This is a genomic window from Streptomyces sp. NPDC026246 (assembly GCF_055567995.1).
In genome coordinates, this window is sequence record NZ_JBVHPJ010000007.1 from 413,309 (window position 1) to 430,693 (window position 17,385).

General features: G+C 74.8%; 12 protein-coding genes. 6 read left to right on the top strand and 6 right to left on the bottom strand.

What is annotated here, in order from left to right:
* Positions 1 to 332: 332 nt before the first annotated feature.
* From ACZ4M5_RS20425 to ACZ4M5_RS20445, 5 genes are read right to left on the bottom strand one after another with little or no spacing between them, the layout of a single operon-like run.
* Positions 333 to 1,202 carry a 5-oxoprolinase subunit C family protein gene (locus tag ACZ4M5_RS20425; protein WP_467738691.1) on the bottom strand — a complete coding sequence of 290 codons (870 nt, stop codon included), beginning with the start codon at positions 1,200 to 1,202 and terminating at the stop codon, positions 333 to 335.
* Positions 1,199 to 1,816 carry a 5-oxoprolinase subunit PxpB gene (pxpB, locus tag ACZ4M5_RS20430; RefSeq protein ID WP_467738693.1) on the bottom strand — a complete coding sequence of 206 codons (618 nt, stop codon included), beginning with the start codon at positions 1,814 to 1,816 and terminating at the stop codon, positions 1,199 to 1,201. The genes ACZ4M5_RS20425 and pxpB overlap by 4 nt, the downstream gene beginning before the upstream one ends.
* Positions 1,813 to 2,571 (bottom strand): LamB/YcsF family protein, encoded by a 759-nt coding sequence (locus ACZ4M5_RS20435; protein ID WP_467738695.1) that lies wholly within the window; start codon positions 2,569 to 2,571, stop codon positions 1,813 to 1,815. Before ACZ4M5_RS20435 ends, pxpB begins: the two co-directional genes overlap by 4 nt.
* 17 nt (positions 2,572 to 2,588) lie before the next feature.
* Positions 2,589 to 3,416 carry a putative hydro-lyase gene (locus tag ACZ4M5_RS20440; RefSeq protein ID WP_467738697.1) on the bottom strand — a complete coding sequence of 276 codons (828 nt, stop codon included), beginning with the start codon at positions 3,414 to 3,416 and terminating at the stop codon, positions 2,589 to 2,591.
* Entirely contained in the window at positions 3,413 to 4,714 is a 1,302-nt protein-coding gene (locus ACZ4M5_RS20445; protein WP_467738699.1) for an MFS transporter, read from the bottom strand. The genes ACZ4M5_RS20440 and ACZ4M5_RS20445 overlap by 4 nt, the downstream gene beginning before the upstream one ends.
* A gap of 171 nt (positions 4,715 to 4,885) precedes the next feature.
* Here ACZ4M5_RS20445 and ACZ4M5_RS20450 point away from each other — a divergent pair, with 171 nt between their 5' ends.
* The 4 genes from ACZ4M5_RS20450 to ACZ4M5_RS20465 all read left to right on the top strand — a co-directional run bounded on the left by ACZ4M5_RS20450 (position 4,886) and on the right by ACZ4M5_RS20465 (position 12,859).
* Positions 4,886 to 5,581 carry a GntR family transcriptional regulator gene (locus ACZ4M5_RS20450; protein ID WP_467738701.1) on the top strand — a complete coding sequence of 232 codons (696 nt, stop codon included), beginning with the start codon at positions 4,886 to 4,888 and terminating at the stop codon, positions 5,579 to 5,581.
* A 78-nt stretch (positions 5,582 to 5,659) separates the two neighbouring features.
* The gene (locus ACZ4M5_RS20455) at positions 5,660 to 7,186 is read left to right on the top strand and encodes a hypothetical protein (protein WP_467738703.1); all 1,527 of its coding nucleotides are present in this window, start codon (positions 5,660 to 5,662) and stop codon (positions 7,184 to 7,186) included.
* A gap of 109 nt (positions 7,187 to 7,295) precedes the next feature.
* Positions 7,296 to 8,177, top strand: a complete 882-nt coding sequence (locus ACZ4M5_RS20460; RefSeq protein ID WP_467738705.1) for a hypothetical protein — start codon at positions 7,296 to 7,298, stop codon at positions 8,175 to 8,177.
* Between the two features lie 44 nt (positions 8,178 to 8,221).
* A complete protein-coding gene (locus tag ACZ4M5_RS20465) occupies positions 8,222 to 12,859 on the top strand; it encodes a hypothetical protein (protein WP_467738707.1) in 4,638 nt (1,545 codons plus the stop codon).
* 100 nt (positions 12,860 to 12,959) lie between these two features.
* Here the strand turns inward: ACZ4M5_RS20465 and ACZ4M5_RS20470 are convergent, their stop codons facing one another.
* A complete protein-coding gene (locus ACZ4M5_RS20470) occupies positions 12,960 to 13,544 on the bottom strand; it encodes a hypothetical protein (RefSeq protein ID WP_467738709.1) in 585 nt (194 codons plus the stop codon).
* A 400-nt stretch (positions 13,545 to 13,944) separates the two neighbouring features.
* Here ACZ4M5_RS20470 and ACZ4M5_RS20475 point away from each other — a divergent pair, with 400 nt between their 5' ends.
* Entirely contained in the window at positions 13,945 to 16,950 is a 3,006-nt protein-coding gene (locus ACZ4M5_RS20475; RefSeq protein ID WP_467738711.1) for a nitrate- and nitrite sensing domain-containing protein, read from the top strand.
* Positions 16,947 to 17,381: a roadblock/LC7 domain-containing protein gene (locus ACZ4M5_RS20480; protein ID WP_369198626.1), complete on the top strand. Its 435-nt coding sequence runs from the start codon at positions 16,947 to 16,949 to the stop codon at positions 17,379 to 17,381. The genes ACZ4M5_RS20475 and ACZ4M5_RS20480 overlap by 4 nt, the downstream gene beginning before the upstream one ends.
* The last annotated feature ends 4 nt before the right edge of the window (positions 17,382 to 17,385 follow it).

The window sequence follows — 17,385 nt, forward strand, 5'->3', positions numbered from 1 at the left end:
GTTGCGCGGCCCGGTGACTCCGGGCCGGAAGGCCCCGGGCCGGGCCCGACCGTCGCGCGGCGCGGCGACGACACCCGCGACCTCGTCCACGTGGCCGGCCCCTCGACCTCGGCGTTCCCCCTGCAGGCTGGACCGCATGCACGGCATGGCCGTCGGCGACGATCCCGGCCGCCCGGTCCGCAGGAGGCGCTGCCCGCGCGGTCCTCGCGCGGCCCCGCCGCACCGGGGACGACCTCTTGCCCCGGTTGACGGCGTCGGCGCTGAAAGGCCCAGGCCCGCGTAACGGAACAGACGACCTCGCCGACGGGCCCCGGGGCCCCGCACCCGGCGGCTCAGCGGCGGCGTACCGCCACGAAGCGGACCGGTGTGCCGGGGGACGCCTGGGCGGCGGCCGGGAGGTCGGCCGGGCGGACCACGGCGATCACCGGGTAGCCGCCCGTGGTCGGATGGTCGGCCAGGAACACCACCGGCCTGCCGTCCGGCGGGACCTGGACGGCACCCAGCACCATCCCCTCGCTGGGCAGCTCCCCGGCCCGGGCCCGCTCCAGGGCGGGCCCCTCCGTGCGCAGCCCGATGCGGTTGCTCGCGGAGGAGACCCGGTAGGGGCGGGAGACGAAGGTGCGGACGGCGTGCGGCGTGAACCAGTCGTCGCGCGGCCCCAGGGTCACCCTGAGGACCAACTCGGCCGGCGGCGCCGGCTGCGGGGCGACGTCCACGCGTGCGTGCACGCCCGTGGGCGGCCCCAGGGGGAGGACCGCCCCGTCCGTGAGCGGCGGCGGACCGAGCCCCGACAGCAGGTCGGTCGAGCGGCTGCCGAGCACGCGCTCGACCGCGACGCCCCCGCAGACACCGACATAGGTCCGTACGCCGGTCAAGGCCCGGCCGATCTCCAGCAGCGCGCCGGCGGGGACGCGCAGCGGCGCGCCCCAGGCCGCGGGCCGGCCGCCCACCGTGACGCGGCAGGGCGCACCGGCCACGGCCACGGTGACGTCCGAGCGGGGCCGCAGCGCGCAGCCGTCGAGGGTCGTCTCCAGCACGGCCGCCCCGGGCGCATTCCCGGTCAGCCGGTTGACGAGGTCCGCCGCGGGACGGTCCAGGGCGCCCGAGCGCGGGACACCCAGGTGGGCGTGGCCGGGCCGGCCGAGGTCCTGCACGGTCGTGAGGGCCCCGGCCCGTACGACGGCGAGCGCCCGGTCGGTCATGATCCCGCCTCGGGGACGAACCGCACGCGGGTGCCCGGCGCCAGCAGCGCGGCCGGCACGCGCGCGTGGTCGAACAGCACGGCGTCGGTGGTGCCGATCAGCTGCCAGCCACCCGGCGAGGAACGCGGGTACACGCCCGTGTACGGCCCCGCCAGCGCCACCGACCCGGCCGGGACGGCCGTGCGCGGGGTGGAGCGGCGCGGGACGTGGTAGCGGGACGGCAGCCCCGTGAGGTAGCCGAAGCCGGGCGCGAAGCCGCAGAAGGCGACCAGGAACTCCGTTCCGGCGTGGATCCGGGCGACCTCCGCCTCGGGCACGCCCCAGTGGGCCGCGACGTCGGCCAGGTCCGGGCCGTCGTAGCGCACCGGGATCCGGACGACCTCGCGCGCGGGCGGGGGAGCGGGCGGCAGCTCGGCGGCGGTCAGTTCGGCGGCCAGCCGGGCCGGGGAGTCGAGGCCGTCCAGCAGGACCGTACGGGCCGCAGGCACGATCTCGCGGGCGGACAGCGAGCCCTCGGCGCGGCGGCGCAGCAGCTCGGCGTGCAGGGCCTGGGCCTCGTCGACCGAGGAGACCTCGACGAGCAGGGCGTCCTCGCCGGCGGGCAGCACGTTCATGCGAAGGCCTCCACGTCGACCCCCGACGCCTCCAGCCGCCGGCGCACCCGGCGGGCCAGGTCCACCGCGCCGGGCGTGTCGCCGTGCAGGCAGAGGGAACGCGCGCGTACCTCGATGCGCGTGCCCGAGCGGGCGACGACGCTCCCGGCCCGGGCCAGGTCCACCGACCGCCCGACGACCTCCTCGGGGTCGCTGACCACGGCACCCTCCTCGGTGCGCGGCACCAGGGTGCCGGCGTCGGTGTAGGCGCGGTCGGCGAACGCCTCGGTGACGGCCGGCAGTCCCGCCTTCGCGGCCAGTTCCAGCAGGCGCGAGCCGGGCAGGCCCAGGACGGGCAGGGTGGCGTCCGCCAGGAGCACGCCGTCGACGACGGCGGCGGCCTGCTCCTCGTCGCGCACGACCCTGTTGTAGAGCGCGCCGTGCGGTTTGACGTAGGCGACGCGGGCGCCCGCCGCACGGGCGAACACCTCCAGGGCGCCGATCTGGTAGGCGACCTCGGCGGCCAGTTCGGCGGGCGGCACGTCCATCGCGCGCCGCCCGAACCCGGCCAGGTCCCGGTAGGAGACCTGCGCGCCGATCCGGACCCCGCGCGCGGCCGCCAGCTCGCACACCCGGCGCATCGTGACCGGGTCCCCGGCGTGGAAGCCGCACGCCACGTTGGCGCTGGTGACGACCGACAGCAACCCTTCGTCGTCGGTGAGCCGCCAGCGGCCGAAGCCCTCGCCGAGGTCGGCGTTCAGATCGATGCAGGCCATGGTTCCAGTGTCTCCTGTCAGAGCACGCGGTACTGCTCGTCACGGGCGTCGGTGAGGAACATCTGCCCCGGGGCGTGGGTGAGGGCGAACGGCGGGCGCGAGGCCATGACGGCCGCCTGCGGGGTCACCCCGCAGGCCCAGAACACCGGGATGTCGTCCGGCTCCGCGTCCACCGGGTCGCCGAAGTCGGGACGGCCCACGTCGCGGATGCCGAGCCCCGAGGGGTCCCCGCAGTGCACGGGAGCGCCGTGCACCGCCGGCAGCAGGCTGGTCTCCCGGATCGCCGCCGCCAGGTGCCGCGGCGGCACCGGCCGCATCGACACGACCAGAGGGCCGTGCAGCCGCCCCGCAGGCCGGCACTGCCGGCTCGTCACGTACATCGGGACGTTGCGCCCCTGCTCGACGTGGCGGATCGGCACACCGGCCTCGCCCAGCGCCGACTCGAAGGTGAAGCTGCACCCGATGAGGAACGACACCAGGTCGTCCCGCCAGTGGGCGCGCACGTCGGTCGGCTCGTCGACCAGCTCGCCGTCCCGCCACACCCGGTAGCGCGGCAGGTCCGTGCGCAGATCGGCGCCCTCGGCCAGCACGGTCGTCCAGGAGCCGGCGTCGGTGACGTCGAGGACGGGGCAGGGCTTGGGGTTGCGCTGGCAGAACAGCAGCATGTCGTAGGCCCAGTCGGCGGGCACGGAGATCAGGTTGACCTGGGTGTGGCCCGCCGCGACCCCGGCCGTGGGCCCGGTCAGGCCGTCCCGGAAGCGGGCCCGGGCCGCTGCGGGGCTCCACGCGCGCGCGTGCTCGTCGACCAGGAGCAGGGGACGGTCCTCGGTGCTCGTACGGTTCATGCCAGCTCCGTCCCGCGCGTCTCGGGCAGGCCCAGCAGGGCCAGTGCCGCGATGCCGTAGCCGATCGCGCCGAAGACCAGCGCGCCGCCCACGCCCCAGCTGTCGGCCAGGAAGCCCACCGTCGTCGGGAACACGGCACCCACCGCGCGCCCGGTGTTGTACGTGAAGCCCTGCCCGGTACCGCGCACCGCCGTCGGGTACAGCTCGCTCAGGTAGGAGCCGAAACCGCTGAAGATCGCCGACATGCAGAACCCGAGCGGGAAACCCAGCACCAGGAGCAGGGTGTTGGCGCCGCCGGGAATGTTCGCGTACGCCAGGATGCAGAGCGCCGACAGCAGCGCGAAGAGCCAGATGTTGCGCCGCCGGCCCAGCTTGTCGGTGAGGTAACCGCCGGTCAGGTAGCCGATGAAGGCGCCGGAGATGAGGAACGTCAGGTAACCGCCGGTACCGACGACCGACAGGTCGCGCTCGGACTTCAGGTACGTCGGCACCCAGGTCGCCAGCGTGTAGTAGCCGCCCTGCACACCGGTCGACAGCAGCCCGGCGAACAGCGTCACGCGCAGCAGGCCCGGCTTGAAGATGGCCGTGAACGACCCCTTCTCCGCGCTCTGTTCACGGGCGGCGGCCGCTTCGGGCGCGTCGTGGACACTGCGCCGCAGCCAGATCACGAGCAGCGCCGGCAGTGCCCCGGTCCAGAACATGATCCGCCAGGCCAGGTCGTCGTCGGCCAGGGAGAACACGGTGGTGTAGACGATCACGGCGAGGCCCCAGCCGACCGCCCAGGAACTCTGGATCGCCCCCAGCGTGCGTCCCCGGTGCTTGGCGCTCGCGTACTCGGCGACCAGGATCGCGCCGACCGCCCACTCACCGCCGAAGCCGAGGCCCTGCAGGGCGCGGAAGACCAGCAGCGTCTCGTAGTTGGGCGCGAAACCGCAGGCGACCGTGAACACCGCGTAGGTGATCACGGTGATCATCAGCGCCTTGACCCGGCCGACGCGGTCGGCGAGAACTCCCGCCAGGGCGCCGCCGATCGCCGAGACGACCAGGGTGACCGTCGTGAACAGGCCCGTCTGGCCGCTGTCCAGGCCGAAGTACGCGGACAGCGCGACCATGCTCAGCGGCAGCGTGAAGTAGTCGTACGAGTCGAGGGCGTAGCCGCCGAAGGCACCGGCGAAGGCGCGGCGGCCCCGCGGGCCCAGGGCGCGCAGCCAGCCCAGCGCCCCGGTGTCCGGGCCGGGTCCGGCGGCCTTGCCGGGTGGGTCGTCGGTCAGTGCCTGCGGTGGAGGGGTCGTGCTCATGGGCACCTCGCAGAGTGAGGACGGAGGGTGCTTCGAGAGTGAGCCGTGCCGTACGAAGCGGTCGGCGCCGGGGGTGGGGCCGCGGCGCCTTGTCCAGCACCGTAGAGGATTGTTCAACGATCCCTCAATACCCATGTTGGTTGTTCCTGGGATGTGCGATTGAATTCCGGCATGGCAGAGCAGTTGAAGGACCTCGCCGACGACCGGGCCCTCCTGGGGCGCACCAGCACTGCGGAGCGGGTCTCGGACATCCTCAGGAGCCGCATCGCCGAGGGGTACTTCCCGCCCGGCACCCGGCTGTCGGAGGACAGCATCGGCGGCGCGCTCGGTGTCTCGCGCAACACGCTGCGCGAGGCGTTCCGGCTGCTCACGCACGAGCGCCTGCTCGTCCACGAGTTGAACCGGGGGGTCTTCGTCCGGGTTCTGACCGTGGAGGACGTCGAGGACATCTACCGCACCCGCCGGCTCGTCGAATGCGCGGTCGTGCGCGGTCTCGGCGACCCGCCCCACCCTCTCGACGGCCTCGCGGGCGCGGTCGAGGAGGGGCAGGCCGCCGCTCGGGAGGGCGACTGGAAAGGGGTGGGCACGGCGAACATCCACTTCCACCGGGAACTGGTCGCCCTCTCGGGCAGCGAGCGCACGGCCGAACTGATGCGCAGCGTCTTCGCCGAACTGCGCCTGGCCTTCCACGTGGTGGACGAGCCGCAGCGCCTGCACGAACCGTACATCGCCCGAAATGTCGCTATCCTGCAGGCCCTTCAGGAGGGCGACCGCGGCAAGGCCGAGAGTCTCCTCGCCGGCTACCTCGACGACTCGCTCCGGCGGGTGGTCGAGGTGTACCGGCGACGCGTCGGCAACGACGGCTGAGCCCCGGCCGGCCGGGCCGCCGGGGAGGCGTCCGCGTCGTTTGGGCCGATGTCAGACACAGGACCTAGTCTGTGCACCGTGACTTCGCCTGCATCGACGGACAGCGTTCCGCCCCAGCTCAGCGCGGGGCCGCGTCCCGCTCCGGGGCCGGCCGCCGACGAGGGCCTGGCGCGGCGCCTGCGCGCGCTCGCCTGCACCGCGCCCCTGCACGACCTGGACGCGCGCAAGGCCAACCTCGCGGGCGAGTACTCGGTGTACGGCATGGCGGAAGTGGCCCTCGCGGCCATCGACCTCGTCACCCTGAACATGGACTTCGACACGGGCGCCGACCACGACCAGATCGTCGCCCGTCTCGTCCCGCGCATCGCCGCACAGGCCCCGCGGCGCCCCGCCGCCGAGCACGAGCGGGTGGCCCGCTGGGTCCTGGAGAACCTGATCAACGTCGGCAGCGTCGACCGCGGATTCCGCGCCGTGTACGGCACGTTCGGCGCGGACGGCACATACGTGCGGCGCGACTACGACTTCAAGCTCATCGAGGAGGTCCCCGGCCCGGGCGGCACGGTCTACCTCCGGACGACGGACGAGGCGGTCAACGTCCTCGTCGGCGCCCTCGACACGGACGTCACCAGCGCGCAGATCGCCGCCGAGGTCAAGCTGGAGGTGCTGATCAGCCGCGGCCGGCTCGCCGACGCCCAGCTCGCCGCAGAACAGGCCCGCTACCGCACCGTGCAGTACTCCGAGACCCTGCGCCGCGCCCTGGAGGCCACCCGGCGCAACGTCCGCGCGGTCGACTGGCTCACCGCCGTGCCCGACATGATCGCCGAGGCCCTGGAGCACGTCGCCGACCGCTACCGGCACGAGAACGCGATCCTCACCAACATCCGCAAGGCGCGGGACGAGTCCGAGGACCCGGAGAACAAGCGCCGCGCCGCCGAGCTCGTCGACATCGTCAAGGACTGCATCCGGCGCCACACCCAGCTGCAGTCCCGGCTGCTGGAGGCCGGGCCCCTGTTCCGTGCCGAGCAGGACCGGCAGGCCTTCGCCACGCCCACGGCCGCCTCCGGCACGGACCTCTACGGGCACCTCGTCGTGCCCGTCCTGCCGCTGCCGGTGGAGCAAGCCGTGCGGGTCACGGACGCCTTCTTCGGCCGGGGCACCGGGCTGCGCACGCCCGTGTCCGTCCGGGTCACCGACCTGGTCGACATACTGCTCACGCCGCCCGTCGAGCGGGAGCACCTCGGTGCCGAGATGCCGGAGCCGGACCTCATCGCCACCCCGGACGACAGCCGGTTCAGCGAGGAGCAGATGGCGGCGGCGCAGGAGCTGCTCGACCTGCCGGCCGACGCGCCGCGCCGGCTCTCGGGCCTGCTGTCCGAGGCCCGCCGCCAGGACCCCGACCTGCCCTATCTGGTCGCGCTGCTGGCCGTGCACGCGGCCAGCCCGCCGGTCGGCACCGCCTACCGCCAGGGCGAGCAGAAGCTGCTGTTCGCCGTGGACGACGGCACCGAGCTGCAGGACGAGGAGTTCGGCGGCGCGGACCTGATCGTCGGCACCGCCCTGCTTGACGCGGCGGGGATGGCGGCGGACCGGACGGAGGCCGCGTGATGCCTCCCCCGGTGACCGGCCGCGGCGCCGTCGTGGCCGGTCACGCGATTCCCCGCGCCCCTGAGAGCGCGGCCCGCCCTCCCGTCTACAAGGTCAAGGAGTTCACGCCGTGAGCGAGCACGTCGAGTGGAGTGCGCCGGACGGCCCGGCCCTCGCGGCCACCGCCGCCGTCACCCCCGCCGACGCCGCCGACGCGGCGCGGCTCGTGTCCTTCGGACTGCAGCCCAAGCTCCAGCCCGCCCGCGACCAGGAGTACGCGGACCTGCTGCGGCGTTACCGCGAGGACCCGCCGTTCGCGCGGCTCGCCGACGCCGTGGCGACCGGGCTCGGCCTGATCGTCCTGGAGGTCTCCCCGCGCGCCGGCATGGCCGTGACCGCCGCCGAGGACTCGGTGTTCGCCGTCCGTATGGGCGACTACGCGCGTCGCACCTCCGCCGACGGCGGCGACCGGTTCCTGCACGGACTGGCCCATCTCGCCGTCGCCGCCATGGCGTTCCCGCGCCCCGAGGACCTCGCCGACGACGGCTACATCGGCCGCGTCACCGTCAACGGCGTCGACGCCTTCGTCCGCCAGGCCTGCCACCGGCTGGAGGAACGCGCCGCCGAGCAGGGCGAGAACACCGACCCGGTCACCGACGCGCCCGGCCTGGAGGCCGCCTGGCGGATCTGGGTGCGGCGCAGCGCCACCGGCGCCACCAAGGACGCCCGCCGGCTCGCCGGATCCACCACCGGCATCGTCGCCAAGGCCGTCGCGTTCCTCACCGACTCGGGCTTCCTCCAGCGCACCGGCGACGACAACGGCGGCACCTACCGCACCACCGCCCGCTACCAGCTCCAGGTCCGCGACCTGGCCGGCAGCGCAGCCCTCGCCGAACTGCTGGAGCTGGGCATCGTCCCCGTCACCGACGGCACCCCGACGCTGCTGCCCCCCGAGGAGGGCGACGACCTGGAGCTGGTCGCCGACGCCGGACTGCCCTTCCACTCCTCCTGACCGACCCCCACCCCCCCACTCACGAAGACTTACGAGAGTCCGCCATGTACGAGCTGTCCCGGGTCCGCCTCTACTCCATCGGGCCCGCCGGCGCACGGTACGCCGACACCGTGCTCGACCTGCGGGGCGTGGGCGACATCGTGCCCGACCCCGCGCCCACGCAGGCGGAGTTCTTCGAGGAGGAGCCCGTCGGACCGCCCCGCCGCCCCGCCCCCGCGGGCGTGCTGTTCCTGGAGAACGGCGGCGGCAAGTCGGTGCTGCTCAAGCTGATCTTCTCCGTGATGCTGCCGGGCCACCGCAACACCCTGGGCGGCGCCAGCTCCGGCGTGCTGCGCAAGTTCCTCCTCGCCGACGACTGCGGTCACGTCGCGCTGGAGTGGCAGCACGTGCTGACCGGCGAGTGCGTCGTCGTCGGCAAGGTCAGCGAGTGGCGCGGACGCCAGGTCTCGAACGACCCGCGCAAGTTCGCCGAGGCCTGGTACTCCTTCCGGCCCGGGCCGGGTCTGAGCCTGGACAACCTGCCCGTCGCCGAGTCCACCGCCGTACGGGCCCCCGCCGAGGGCCAGTCGGGCGCCCGCGGACGGCGCCGCACGATGAAGGGGTTCCGCGACGCCCTCACCGAGGCCGGCAAGACCTACCCGCACCTGGAGGTGCACTGGGAGGAGATCCACGACCGCTGGATCGAGCACCTGGGAGACCTCGGCCTCGACCCCGAACTGTTCCGCTACCAGCGGGAGATGAACGCCGATGAGGGCGAGGCCGCCGGCCTCTTCGCGGTGAAGAAGGACGCCGACTTCACCGACCTGCTGCTGCGCGCCGTCACCGACACCCGCGACACCGACGGCCTCGCCGACCTGGTCAGCGGCTTCGGCAACAAGCTGGGCCGGCGCTCCGAGCTGATGGCCGAACGGGACTTCACCGCCGGGTCGGTCGACCTGCTCGGGCGGATCGTCGAGGCCGCCGACGCCCGCGCCCGCGCCCGTGACGTCCACGCCGGGGCCGAACGCCGCACGCGCACCCTGGCCCGCCGCCTGTCCGCCCGGGGCGTACGGGAACGGGCCCGGGCCGCCGACCTGGCCCAGCGCGTCACGGCCGCCGCGTACGCCGTCACGCACGTCGAGTCCGCCCGCGAACGCAGCGCCCTGATCTCCGCCGAACTGGCCTACCGGCACGCCTCCCTGGCGCTCGCCGCCGCTGAGAAGTCCGCCGCCGCGCAGAAACGCGAGCTCGCCGACGCCCGCACCCTGTACGCGGCGTGGCAGGCCGCCGAAGCCGTCCTGCGCCACCGCGCGGCCTCCGACCGCGTCGCCCGCGTGTCCGCCGCGATCCAGGAGGCCGAGCGGGACGCCGCCCCCGCGCTGGCCGCCCGCGCCAAGGCGGCCGTCGACCTCGTACGGGCCCTGCACGCCGCCGCGGAGAGCGCCGAGAGCCTCGCCAACGAGGAGGAGGAACGCTCCGCGGCCCTCCAGGAGGTCAGCGACGCGGCCTACCGCGACTCCACCGCCGCCGCCACCCAGGCCCAGCGGGCCCGCAGCGAGATCGGGCACCTCAAGCAGCGCCTCGCCGAGGTCGAGCAGGAGACCGCGGAAGCGGTCCGGGCCGGCTGGCTCGACGACAGCGCGCCCGACGCCGACCCGGCCCGGGCGGCCCTCGCCGCCAGCGACGCGGAGAAGACCACCGTCGCCGCCTGGGACTCCGCCCGCGAGGCCGCCCGCCGCGCCGCCGAACACGCCCGCGAGGCCGCCGCCACCGAGTCCCGCGCGGAACTGACCGCGGCCCGCGCGGCCGACGCGGCCACCGCGGCGGAGCGCTCCTACGACGCCGAGCGCCGCACCGCCGAGGCGCTGGCCGGGGAGCAGCGGCTCGCCGCACTGCTCGGCCTGACCCCCGAGGCCCGCCCGGGCATCCCGCAGCCCCGCCACGGCGCCGGCCACGAGCCCGCCCCCGCCACCCCGCAGGGCGAGCAGGGCCTCACCGCCGAGGAACTCGACCGCTCGGCCGAGGACCTGCGCGAGCTGCTCGACGACGCCGTCTCCTCCGCCGAGCGGCAGCTGTTCGACCTGCGGACGGCCGCCGCCGACGACGCCCGCATCCTCGGCGCCCTCGGTGACGGCGGGCTGCTGCCGCCCGGCCCCGACGTGCTCGCCACCGTCGAGTTCCTCGGCGAACACGGCATCCCCGCGCTGCCGGGCTGGCGCTACCTCGCCCAGGCCGTCGACCCGGCGGACCACGCCCGCGTCCTGGCCGCCCGCCCCGAACTCGTCGACGGCGTGATCATCACCGACCCCGGCTCCCACGCCCGCGCCCGGGAGGCCCTGGGCGACGCGGCGCTCCTGCCGAGGTCCGCCGTGGCGGTCGGCACGGCCGCCGCCCTGCTCGCCCCGACGCCCGCCGCGGACACCGACGACGGCGGCGTGTTCCTCGTCCCGCCGAACCCCGCCATGCACGACGAGCACGCCGCCGACGAGGAACGGCAGACGCTGCGCGCCCGCGCGGCCGAGCGCGACGAGGAGATCCGCACGCTCGCCGCCCGGCTCGGCAAGGACCGCGAGCTCGCCGCCCGGCTCGCCTCCTGGCGCACCGGCTGCCCGGCCGGCCGCCTCGCCGAACTGGCCCGCGCGGCACATGACGCCCGCGCGTTCGCCGAGGAGTCGGAGGCCGAGCTGGCCGAGGCGCGCACGGTGCGGGCCGAGGCCGACGAGGCCGCCGCGGAGGCCGCGCGGGTCCGCGACGAACGCCAGGAGGCCGCCCAGAAGGCCCGCCGCTCCGCCGACGCCCTGGCCGGTCTCGCCTTCCGGCTCCGCGAGCGCGCCGGCTGGCAGGTGAAACTGCGGGAACTGGCCGATGAGGCCGCCGAGTCGGAGGCCGGCGCACAGACCTGCCTGGACCGGGCGAGGGCCGCCGACGAGGACCGGCGCGGCGCCCAGCGCGCCGCCGACGACGCCCGCCGCACCGCACGCGCCCTGCGCGCCGAGCGCGCCGAGATCGCCGGCGCTCCGGACGACGTGCCCGAGGACGGCACGCACGCCCCGAAGGCGTCCCTGCCCGCGCTGCGCGAGGCCTACCGGGCCGCCTCCCAGGTGTACGAGAAGGTCGGTGTCGGGGCCGACCTGCGGGCCGAGCAGGCCCGCGCCGAGAGCGACGAGAGTGCCGCCCGCGCCGAGCTCGACCGGCTCAGCAACAAGGTCCGCACCCGCGCGGAGCAGCTCCTCGAATCACCCGACGGCTCCGACGGCCCCAGCCGCCAGGCCGCCGCCGCCCGTGCCGAGGAGCTGGTGCAGCTCCTGGAGACCCGGATGTCCACCGCGAGCGAGCAGCTCGGCCGGCTGCGCGGAGAGGCCGAACGCCTCGCCCCGCAGGACGGCGACACCCACACCGACCTGCCGGAGGAACTCCAGCCGCGCGACGCCGAGCACGCGCAGACCCTGCTGCGCACGGCGACGGCCGAACTCGCCACCCGGAACGAGGCGCTGGACCAGGCCCGCGACGCCCACGCCGAGCTCCTCGGAGCCCACCGCGCCGCCGAGGACGCGGCGAGCGGCTTCGACGAGATCGCCGCCATGCTCCGCGACCTGCTGCGCGAGCACGGCACCGAGGAGGAGCAGGAGGAGACGGAGCCGTACCCGGGCAGCCTCGACGAGGCCCGGCATTCCGCCGCCGAGGCCCGCCGCTCGCTGCGCGGTTGCGCCGCCGACCTGTCGGCCGCCGAGACCGCGGTCCGCGAGGCCAGTGACGTCCTGGTCCGGCACGCCAACTCCACGCGCTACGAGCAGGTCCGCACCCCGGCCCGCCAGCAGATCCGCGAACTGCCCGCCTCCGCGCTGCCCGAGCACGCCCAGAAGTGGGCGGACGCCTTCGCACCCCGGCTGCGGGTCCTCACCGACGAGCTGGAGCAGCTGGAGCGCAACCGCGAGTCGATCGTGGACCGGTTGCGCGGACTGGTCGAGTCGGCGCTGGCCACCCTGCGCTCGGCCCAGCGGCTCTCCCGGCTGCCGGAAGGGCTCGGGGAGTGGTCGGGCCAGGAGTTCCTCCGCATCCGTTTCGAGGAGCCCGACCAGGCCACGCTCACCGAACGGCTCGGCGAGGTCATCGACGAGGCCACTCGTGCCGCCGTCAGGAAGAACTCCGATCTGCGGCGCGACGGCATGTCGCTGCTGCTGCGCGGTGTCGCCGCGGCCCTGCAGCCCAAGGGCGTCGCCGTCGAGATCCTCAAGCCCGACGCGGTGCTGCGCGCCGAGCGCGTCCCCGTCGGGCAGATGGGCGACGTCTTCTCCGGCGGCCAGCTGCTGACCGCCGCCATCGCCCTGTACTGCACGATGGCCGCGCTGCGTTCGAACGACCGCGGCCGCGACAAGCACCGGCACGCGGGCACGCTGTTCCTCGACAACCCCATCGGCCGCGCCAACGCCACCTACCTGCTGGAGCTCCAGCGGGCGGTGTCGGACGCCCTGGGCGTGCAGCTGCTGTACACCACGGGTCTGTTCGACACGACCGCGCTGGCCGAGTTCCCGCTGGTCATCCGGATGCGTAACGACGCCGACCTGAGGGCGGGCCTGAAGTACATCAGCGTCGAGGAGCACCTCCGTCCGGGCCTGCCGCAGCAGCCCCAGGCGGGTGAGGCGGTCCGCAGCGAGATCACCGCGACCCGGATGTACAAGCGGCCGGCGCCCACGTCGTCCTAGCCGGGCCGGACCCGCGCGACCGGCCCCGCCGGTCGCGCGGTCGAAGCACGGCCCCCGGCGTGGGACACCGGCGGCAGCCGGCCGTGGACGGCCCGTCAGTTCACGAATGCGACAACTGACCGGCCGCCGCACCGCGTCGGCGTATCCGCCCCTGGGCCCGCTCGGCGACGCGCGCCTGGCGCCGGGCCCGGCGCCGCTCCCGCCGCAGCGCCCGTGCCGTGCTGCTCGGTACGGAGATCACGCCGTGGCGCTGGTTCCAGACCTGACGCGTCACCCACACGTCGAGCGCTCCCCACGTGGTCACGATCGTGCTGACCACGCTGCTGATCACCATGGGGAACGCAAGCCAGGAGCCGGCCATCGTGCACAGGAACGCCACCATGGCCTGAAGCAGCGTCACGGCTATGAGCAGCACCGCCCGGACGGCCGCCGTGCGGACCGGATCCGGCAACCTGCGCCGCCGCGCCGGCTCCTCGACCCACAGCGGCCGGTAGGAGGACTGCCCGCGTACGTCCGCGGCCCGTTCCCCGGCACGGGCGCCGGTGCCGGGCGCCGTCGTCCTGGCAGCCGTGACCGGATCGTCGCGATCGATCAGCCCGGGGGCCGGATGCCCCGTCACCTGCGCCCCTGCGACCTCGGGCGCCCCGCGCCGTTCCGCCGTGCCCATCACCGTGTCACTCCCCACCGCCGGCAGACCTCTCACCCGCATCCGAAGACACGTACTCCCCAGTGGCTGCCCGGCTTGCGCTGTATTACGCCGCCCGGGTGCGGGATGCGGCTCCAGTGGCCGATTCCGCCCCCAATTCACGTAGAGAAGGACGAACGACCCGTCACGAAGATTCCCGGAACCGAAAAAATCCGGCCAACCACCTTGGCCGAGTGGGTGGATGGCCAGGACCGTCGCCGCCGGTTCCGGGGAGACAACTCCCGCAATGGCCGGACAACTCCCCATGCTGCGCACGCGGTGGGGAACTCCGGCCTCCGGGCGGGTCTTCGAGTTCCCCCCGCAGCGGTAGTAGGCTCGCGCCGTTTGTTGACGCACACGTGTACCCCCGGTAGCCCCGGGGGCCGAGCTGGGGGAGGCCATGCGCTTTCGCGGGAAGTCCATCCGCCGGAAGATCGTGGCGCTGCTTCTCGTGCCGCTGGTGTCCCTGACCGCGATCTGGGCCTTCGCCACGATCCTCACGGGGCGTGAGGCGAGCGACCTGTTCCAGGTGTCGACCGTGGTGGAGGAGATCGGGTACCCGATCGAGGACACCGTCCGCGTCCTGCAGGAAGAACGCCGCCAGACCCTGGTCCACCTCGCCGACCCCCGCGCCTCCGACGGGCTCGCCGCACTGCGGCGCAGCCGCACGGCCACCGACGAGGCCGTCGCCGGCATCCGCGACAACGCCCGCGACCCGGACGTGCGCGACGCGATGGGCGCGGACACCCGCGAGCGGCTGACCGCGGTGCTGGACGCCTTCGAGGGCATCGATTCGCTGCGCCGCAGCGTCGAGGACGGCACGGTCGACCGCTCGCACGCCCTCGACCTCTACAACCGGCTGGTCGACCCCTGCTACATCCTGCTGACCAACCTGCACGTCGTCGACAACATCGAACTCGACAAGCAGTACCGCGCCCTGGTCAACCTCGCCCGCGCCCGCGAACTGCTCTCCCGCGAGGACGCCCTGCTCGGCTCCGCCCTCGTCGTCGGCCGGATCTCCCGCGCGGAAAGCCGCGACGTCTCCGACCTCGTCGCCCAGCGCGCCCTGATGTACGACGTCAACCTCCAGCTGCTGCCCGTCGCCGAACGCGACCGCTACGACCGCTTCTGGAAAAACGCTTCCTCCGCCCCGCTGCGCGTCGCGGAGGAAGCCGCTCTCGAACCGGGTGCCGGAACGCCCCGCGGTGTCACCGCCAAGAGCTGGGACAGCGCGGCCGGCAACGTGCTGGACGAGCTCGCCACCCTCAACGACCAGGCCAACGACCGCTACCAGGACCGCGTGCACCCCGTGGCCGTGGGCGTCATCGCCAAGGCCGTCATCGCGGGCGCCCTCGGCCTGATCGCCCTGCTGGTCTCCCTGTTCCTGTCGGTCCGCGTCGGCCGCTCCCTCATCCGCGATCTGCGCCAGCTCCGGCTGGAGGCGCACGAGGCGTCCGGGGTGCGCCTGCCCAGCGTGATGCGCCGCCTCTCGGCGGGTGAACAGGTCGACGTCGAGACCGAAGTGCCGCGCCTGGAGTACGACAAGAACGAGATGGGCGAGGTCGGCCAGGCCCTCAACACCCTGCAGCGCGCCGCCGTCGAGGCCGCCGTCAAGCAGGCCGAACTGCGCGCCGGAGTCTCCGAGGTGTTCGTCAACCTCGCCCGCCGCAGCCAGGTCCTGCTGCACAAGCAGCTCACCCTGCTCGACGCGATGGAGCGCCGCACCGAGGACACCGAGGAACTCGCCGACCTGTTCCGCCTGGACCACCTGACGACCCGCATGCGGCGGCACGCCGAGGGCCTGGTGATCCTCTCCGGCGCCGCGCCCTCCCGCCAGTGGCGCAAACCCGTCCAGCTCATGGACGTCGTGCGGGCCGCCGTCGCCGAGGTCGAGGACTACGAGCGCATCGAGGTGCGCCGACTGCCCCGGATCGCCGTCACCGGCCCGGCCGTCGCCGACCTGACGCACCTGGTGGCGGAACTCCTGGAGAACGCCACGGTGTTCTCCCCGCCGCACACCGCCGTGCAGGTGGTCGGTGAGCGCGTCGCCAACGGTTTCACCCTGGAGATCCACGACCGCGGCCTCGGCATGGCCGCCGAGGCGCTCCTGGACGCCAACCTCCGGCTCGCCGAGACACCCGAGTTCGAACTGTCCGACACCGACCGGCTCGGCCTGTTCGTGGTCAGCCGCCTCGCCCAGCGGCAGAACGTCCGCGTCTCGCTGCAGCCCTCGCCGTACGGCGGTACGACCGCCGTCGTGTTCATCCCCGACGCGCTGCTGACGGACGACGTGCCCGACACCAACGGCCTCGGGTTCCGGCTCGACCGCCCCCGGATCGCCCCGGAGAGCGAGCCGCAGGAGTCGCGGCGCGGGGCACTCTCCCCGGCGTCCGTGCAACGGCCGGGTCTGCCCGCCTCCCTGCTGGACGGGCCGATCGAGCTGGAGGCGCCCGTCGGCCTCGACGGCTTCCCCGGCGCCCTGGACGACGAGGACGGCGAACAGGGGGGCCTGTTCCGGCCCCGCCGCCATTCCCTCGTCCGGGCCGAGGACGACCTCGCCGACGGGGCTGCCGACCTGCACCAGCAGGGCGCCGACACCCGGGCGGCGCGGGAGCGCACCGACGGCGAACTGACCGCCCCCGTCCCGCTGGCCCGCCGGCACACCCCCAAGCTGGTCAGCTCCCACGGTCGTCCGGTCACCGACCAGCGCTCCCGGCGCCCCCGGACCGACGACGACCCCGGTGCGAGCCGGAACGACACCGCGGCGGCCCGGCCCGACACCGGGTCCGCCTCCACGCTCCCGGGCCGGCGCCGCGGCGACGAGCCGGCCGGCGGCACCCGCGCCACCGGCCGTCCCGAACCCGCGACGGCCCTGCCCGCGCGGCGCCGCACCGACGCCCCGCGCGGCGAGGCGCAGCCCGACACACCGCCGCCCCTGCCGGCCCGCCGCCGGGGCGCGGACTCCGCACGCCGGGGCATCGGCGCGGCGGCCCGGGGCGAGGAACCCGCCGCGGCACCGGCCCCGCCCCCCGGCGACCGCCCCGATCCGTCCGCCCCGCCCCGCCGCACCCGCCGTCCGAACACCGCCGGGCCCACCGGCCCCGCCGCCGACGGCGCCGGTGACACCCACGGCACGAGCGGCGTGCACGGCACCGGTGACGTCCCGGGCGCCACGCCGCTGCCCCGCCGGGTCCGGCAGGCCAGCCTCGCCCCGCAGCTCAAGCGGAGCGCCGAGCCCCGCGCGGAGGACGGAGCCGGGCCCGCCGAGCGGGACGCCGAAGAAGTACGCAGCCGTATGGCCTCGCTCCAGCGCGGCTGGCAGCGCGGCCGTCAGGAGAACGCCGCGGGCGACGCCGCCGACGGCGGCACAGCACCACAAGGAACGACAGAGGGGGACGGTCGATGACCGCACCGAAGCCGACCGGCCACACCGCGACCGACAAGGGCGAGCTGAACTGGCTCCTCGACGACCTGGTGGACCGTGTCGCGAGCATCCGCAAGGCACTCGTCCTCTCCGGCGACGGACTGCCGACCGGGGTCTCCAAGGACCTGACCCGGGAGGACAGCGAGCACCTGGCGGCCGTCGCCTCCGGGTTCCACAGCCTCGCCAAGGGCGTGGGCCGTCACTTCGAAGCCGGCAACGTCCGCCAGACCGTCGTCGAACTCGACGACGCCTTCCTCTTCGTGACCGCCGCCGGCGACGGCAGCTGCCTGGCCGTCCTCTCGGACGCCGACTCGGACGTCGGCCAGGTCGCCTACGAGATGACGCTCCTCGTCAAGCGTGTGGGCGTGCATCTGGGCGCCGCCCCACGCACCGATCTGCCCGCAGGCGGGTAGTGGG

Bases quoted from the DNA above. Each gene is read 5' to 3' on its own strand.
- ACZ4M5_RS20425 (WP_467738691.1), bottom strand. From the start codon at position 1,202: ATGACCGACCGGGCGCTCGCCGTCGTACGGGCCGGGGCCCTCACGACC.
- pxpB (WP_467738693.1), bottom strand. From the start codon at position 1,816: ATGAACGTGCTGCCCGCCGGCGAGGACGCCCTGCTCGTCGAGGTCTCC.
- ACZ4M5_RS20435 (WP_467738695.1), bottom strand. From the start codon at position 2,571: ATGGCCTGCATCGATCTGAACGCCGACCTCGGCGAGGGCTTCGGCCGC.
- ACZ4M5_RS20440 (WP_467738697.1), bottom strand. From the start codon at position 3,416: ATGAACCGTACGAGCACCGAGGACCGTCCCCTGCTCCTGGTCGACGAG.
- ACZ4M5_RS20445 (WP_467738699.1), bottom strand. From the start codon at position 4,714: ATGAGCACGACCCCTCCACCGCAGGCACTGACCGACGACCCACCCGGC.
- ACZ4M5_RS20450 (WP_467738701.1), top strand. From the start codon at position 4,886: ATGGCAGAGCAGTTGAAGGACCTCGCCGACGACCGGGCCCTCCTGGGG.
- ACZ4M5_RS20465 (WP_467738707.1), top strand. From the start codon at position 8,222: ATGTACGAGCTGTCCCGGGTCCGCCTCTACTCCATCGGGCCCGCCGGC.
- ACZ4M5_RS20475 (WP_467738711.1), top strand. From the start codon at position 13,945: ATGCGCTTTCGCGGGAAGTCCATCCGCCGGAAGATCGTGGCGCTGCTT.
- ACZ4M5_RS20480 (WP_369198626.1), top strand. From the start codon at position 16,947: ATGACCGCACCGAAGCCGACCGGCCACACCGCGACCGACAAGGGCGAG.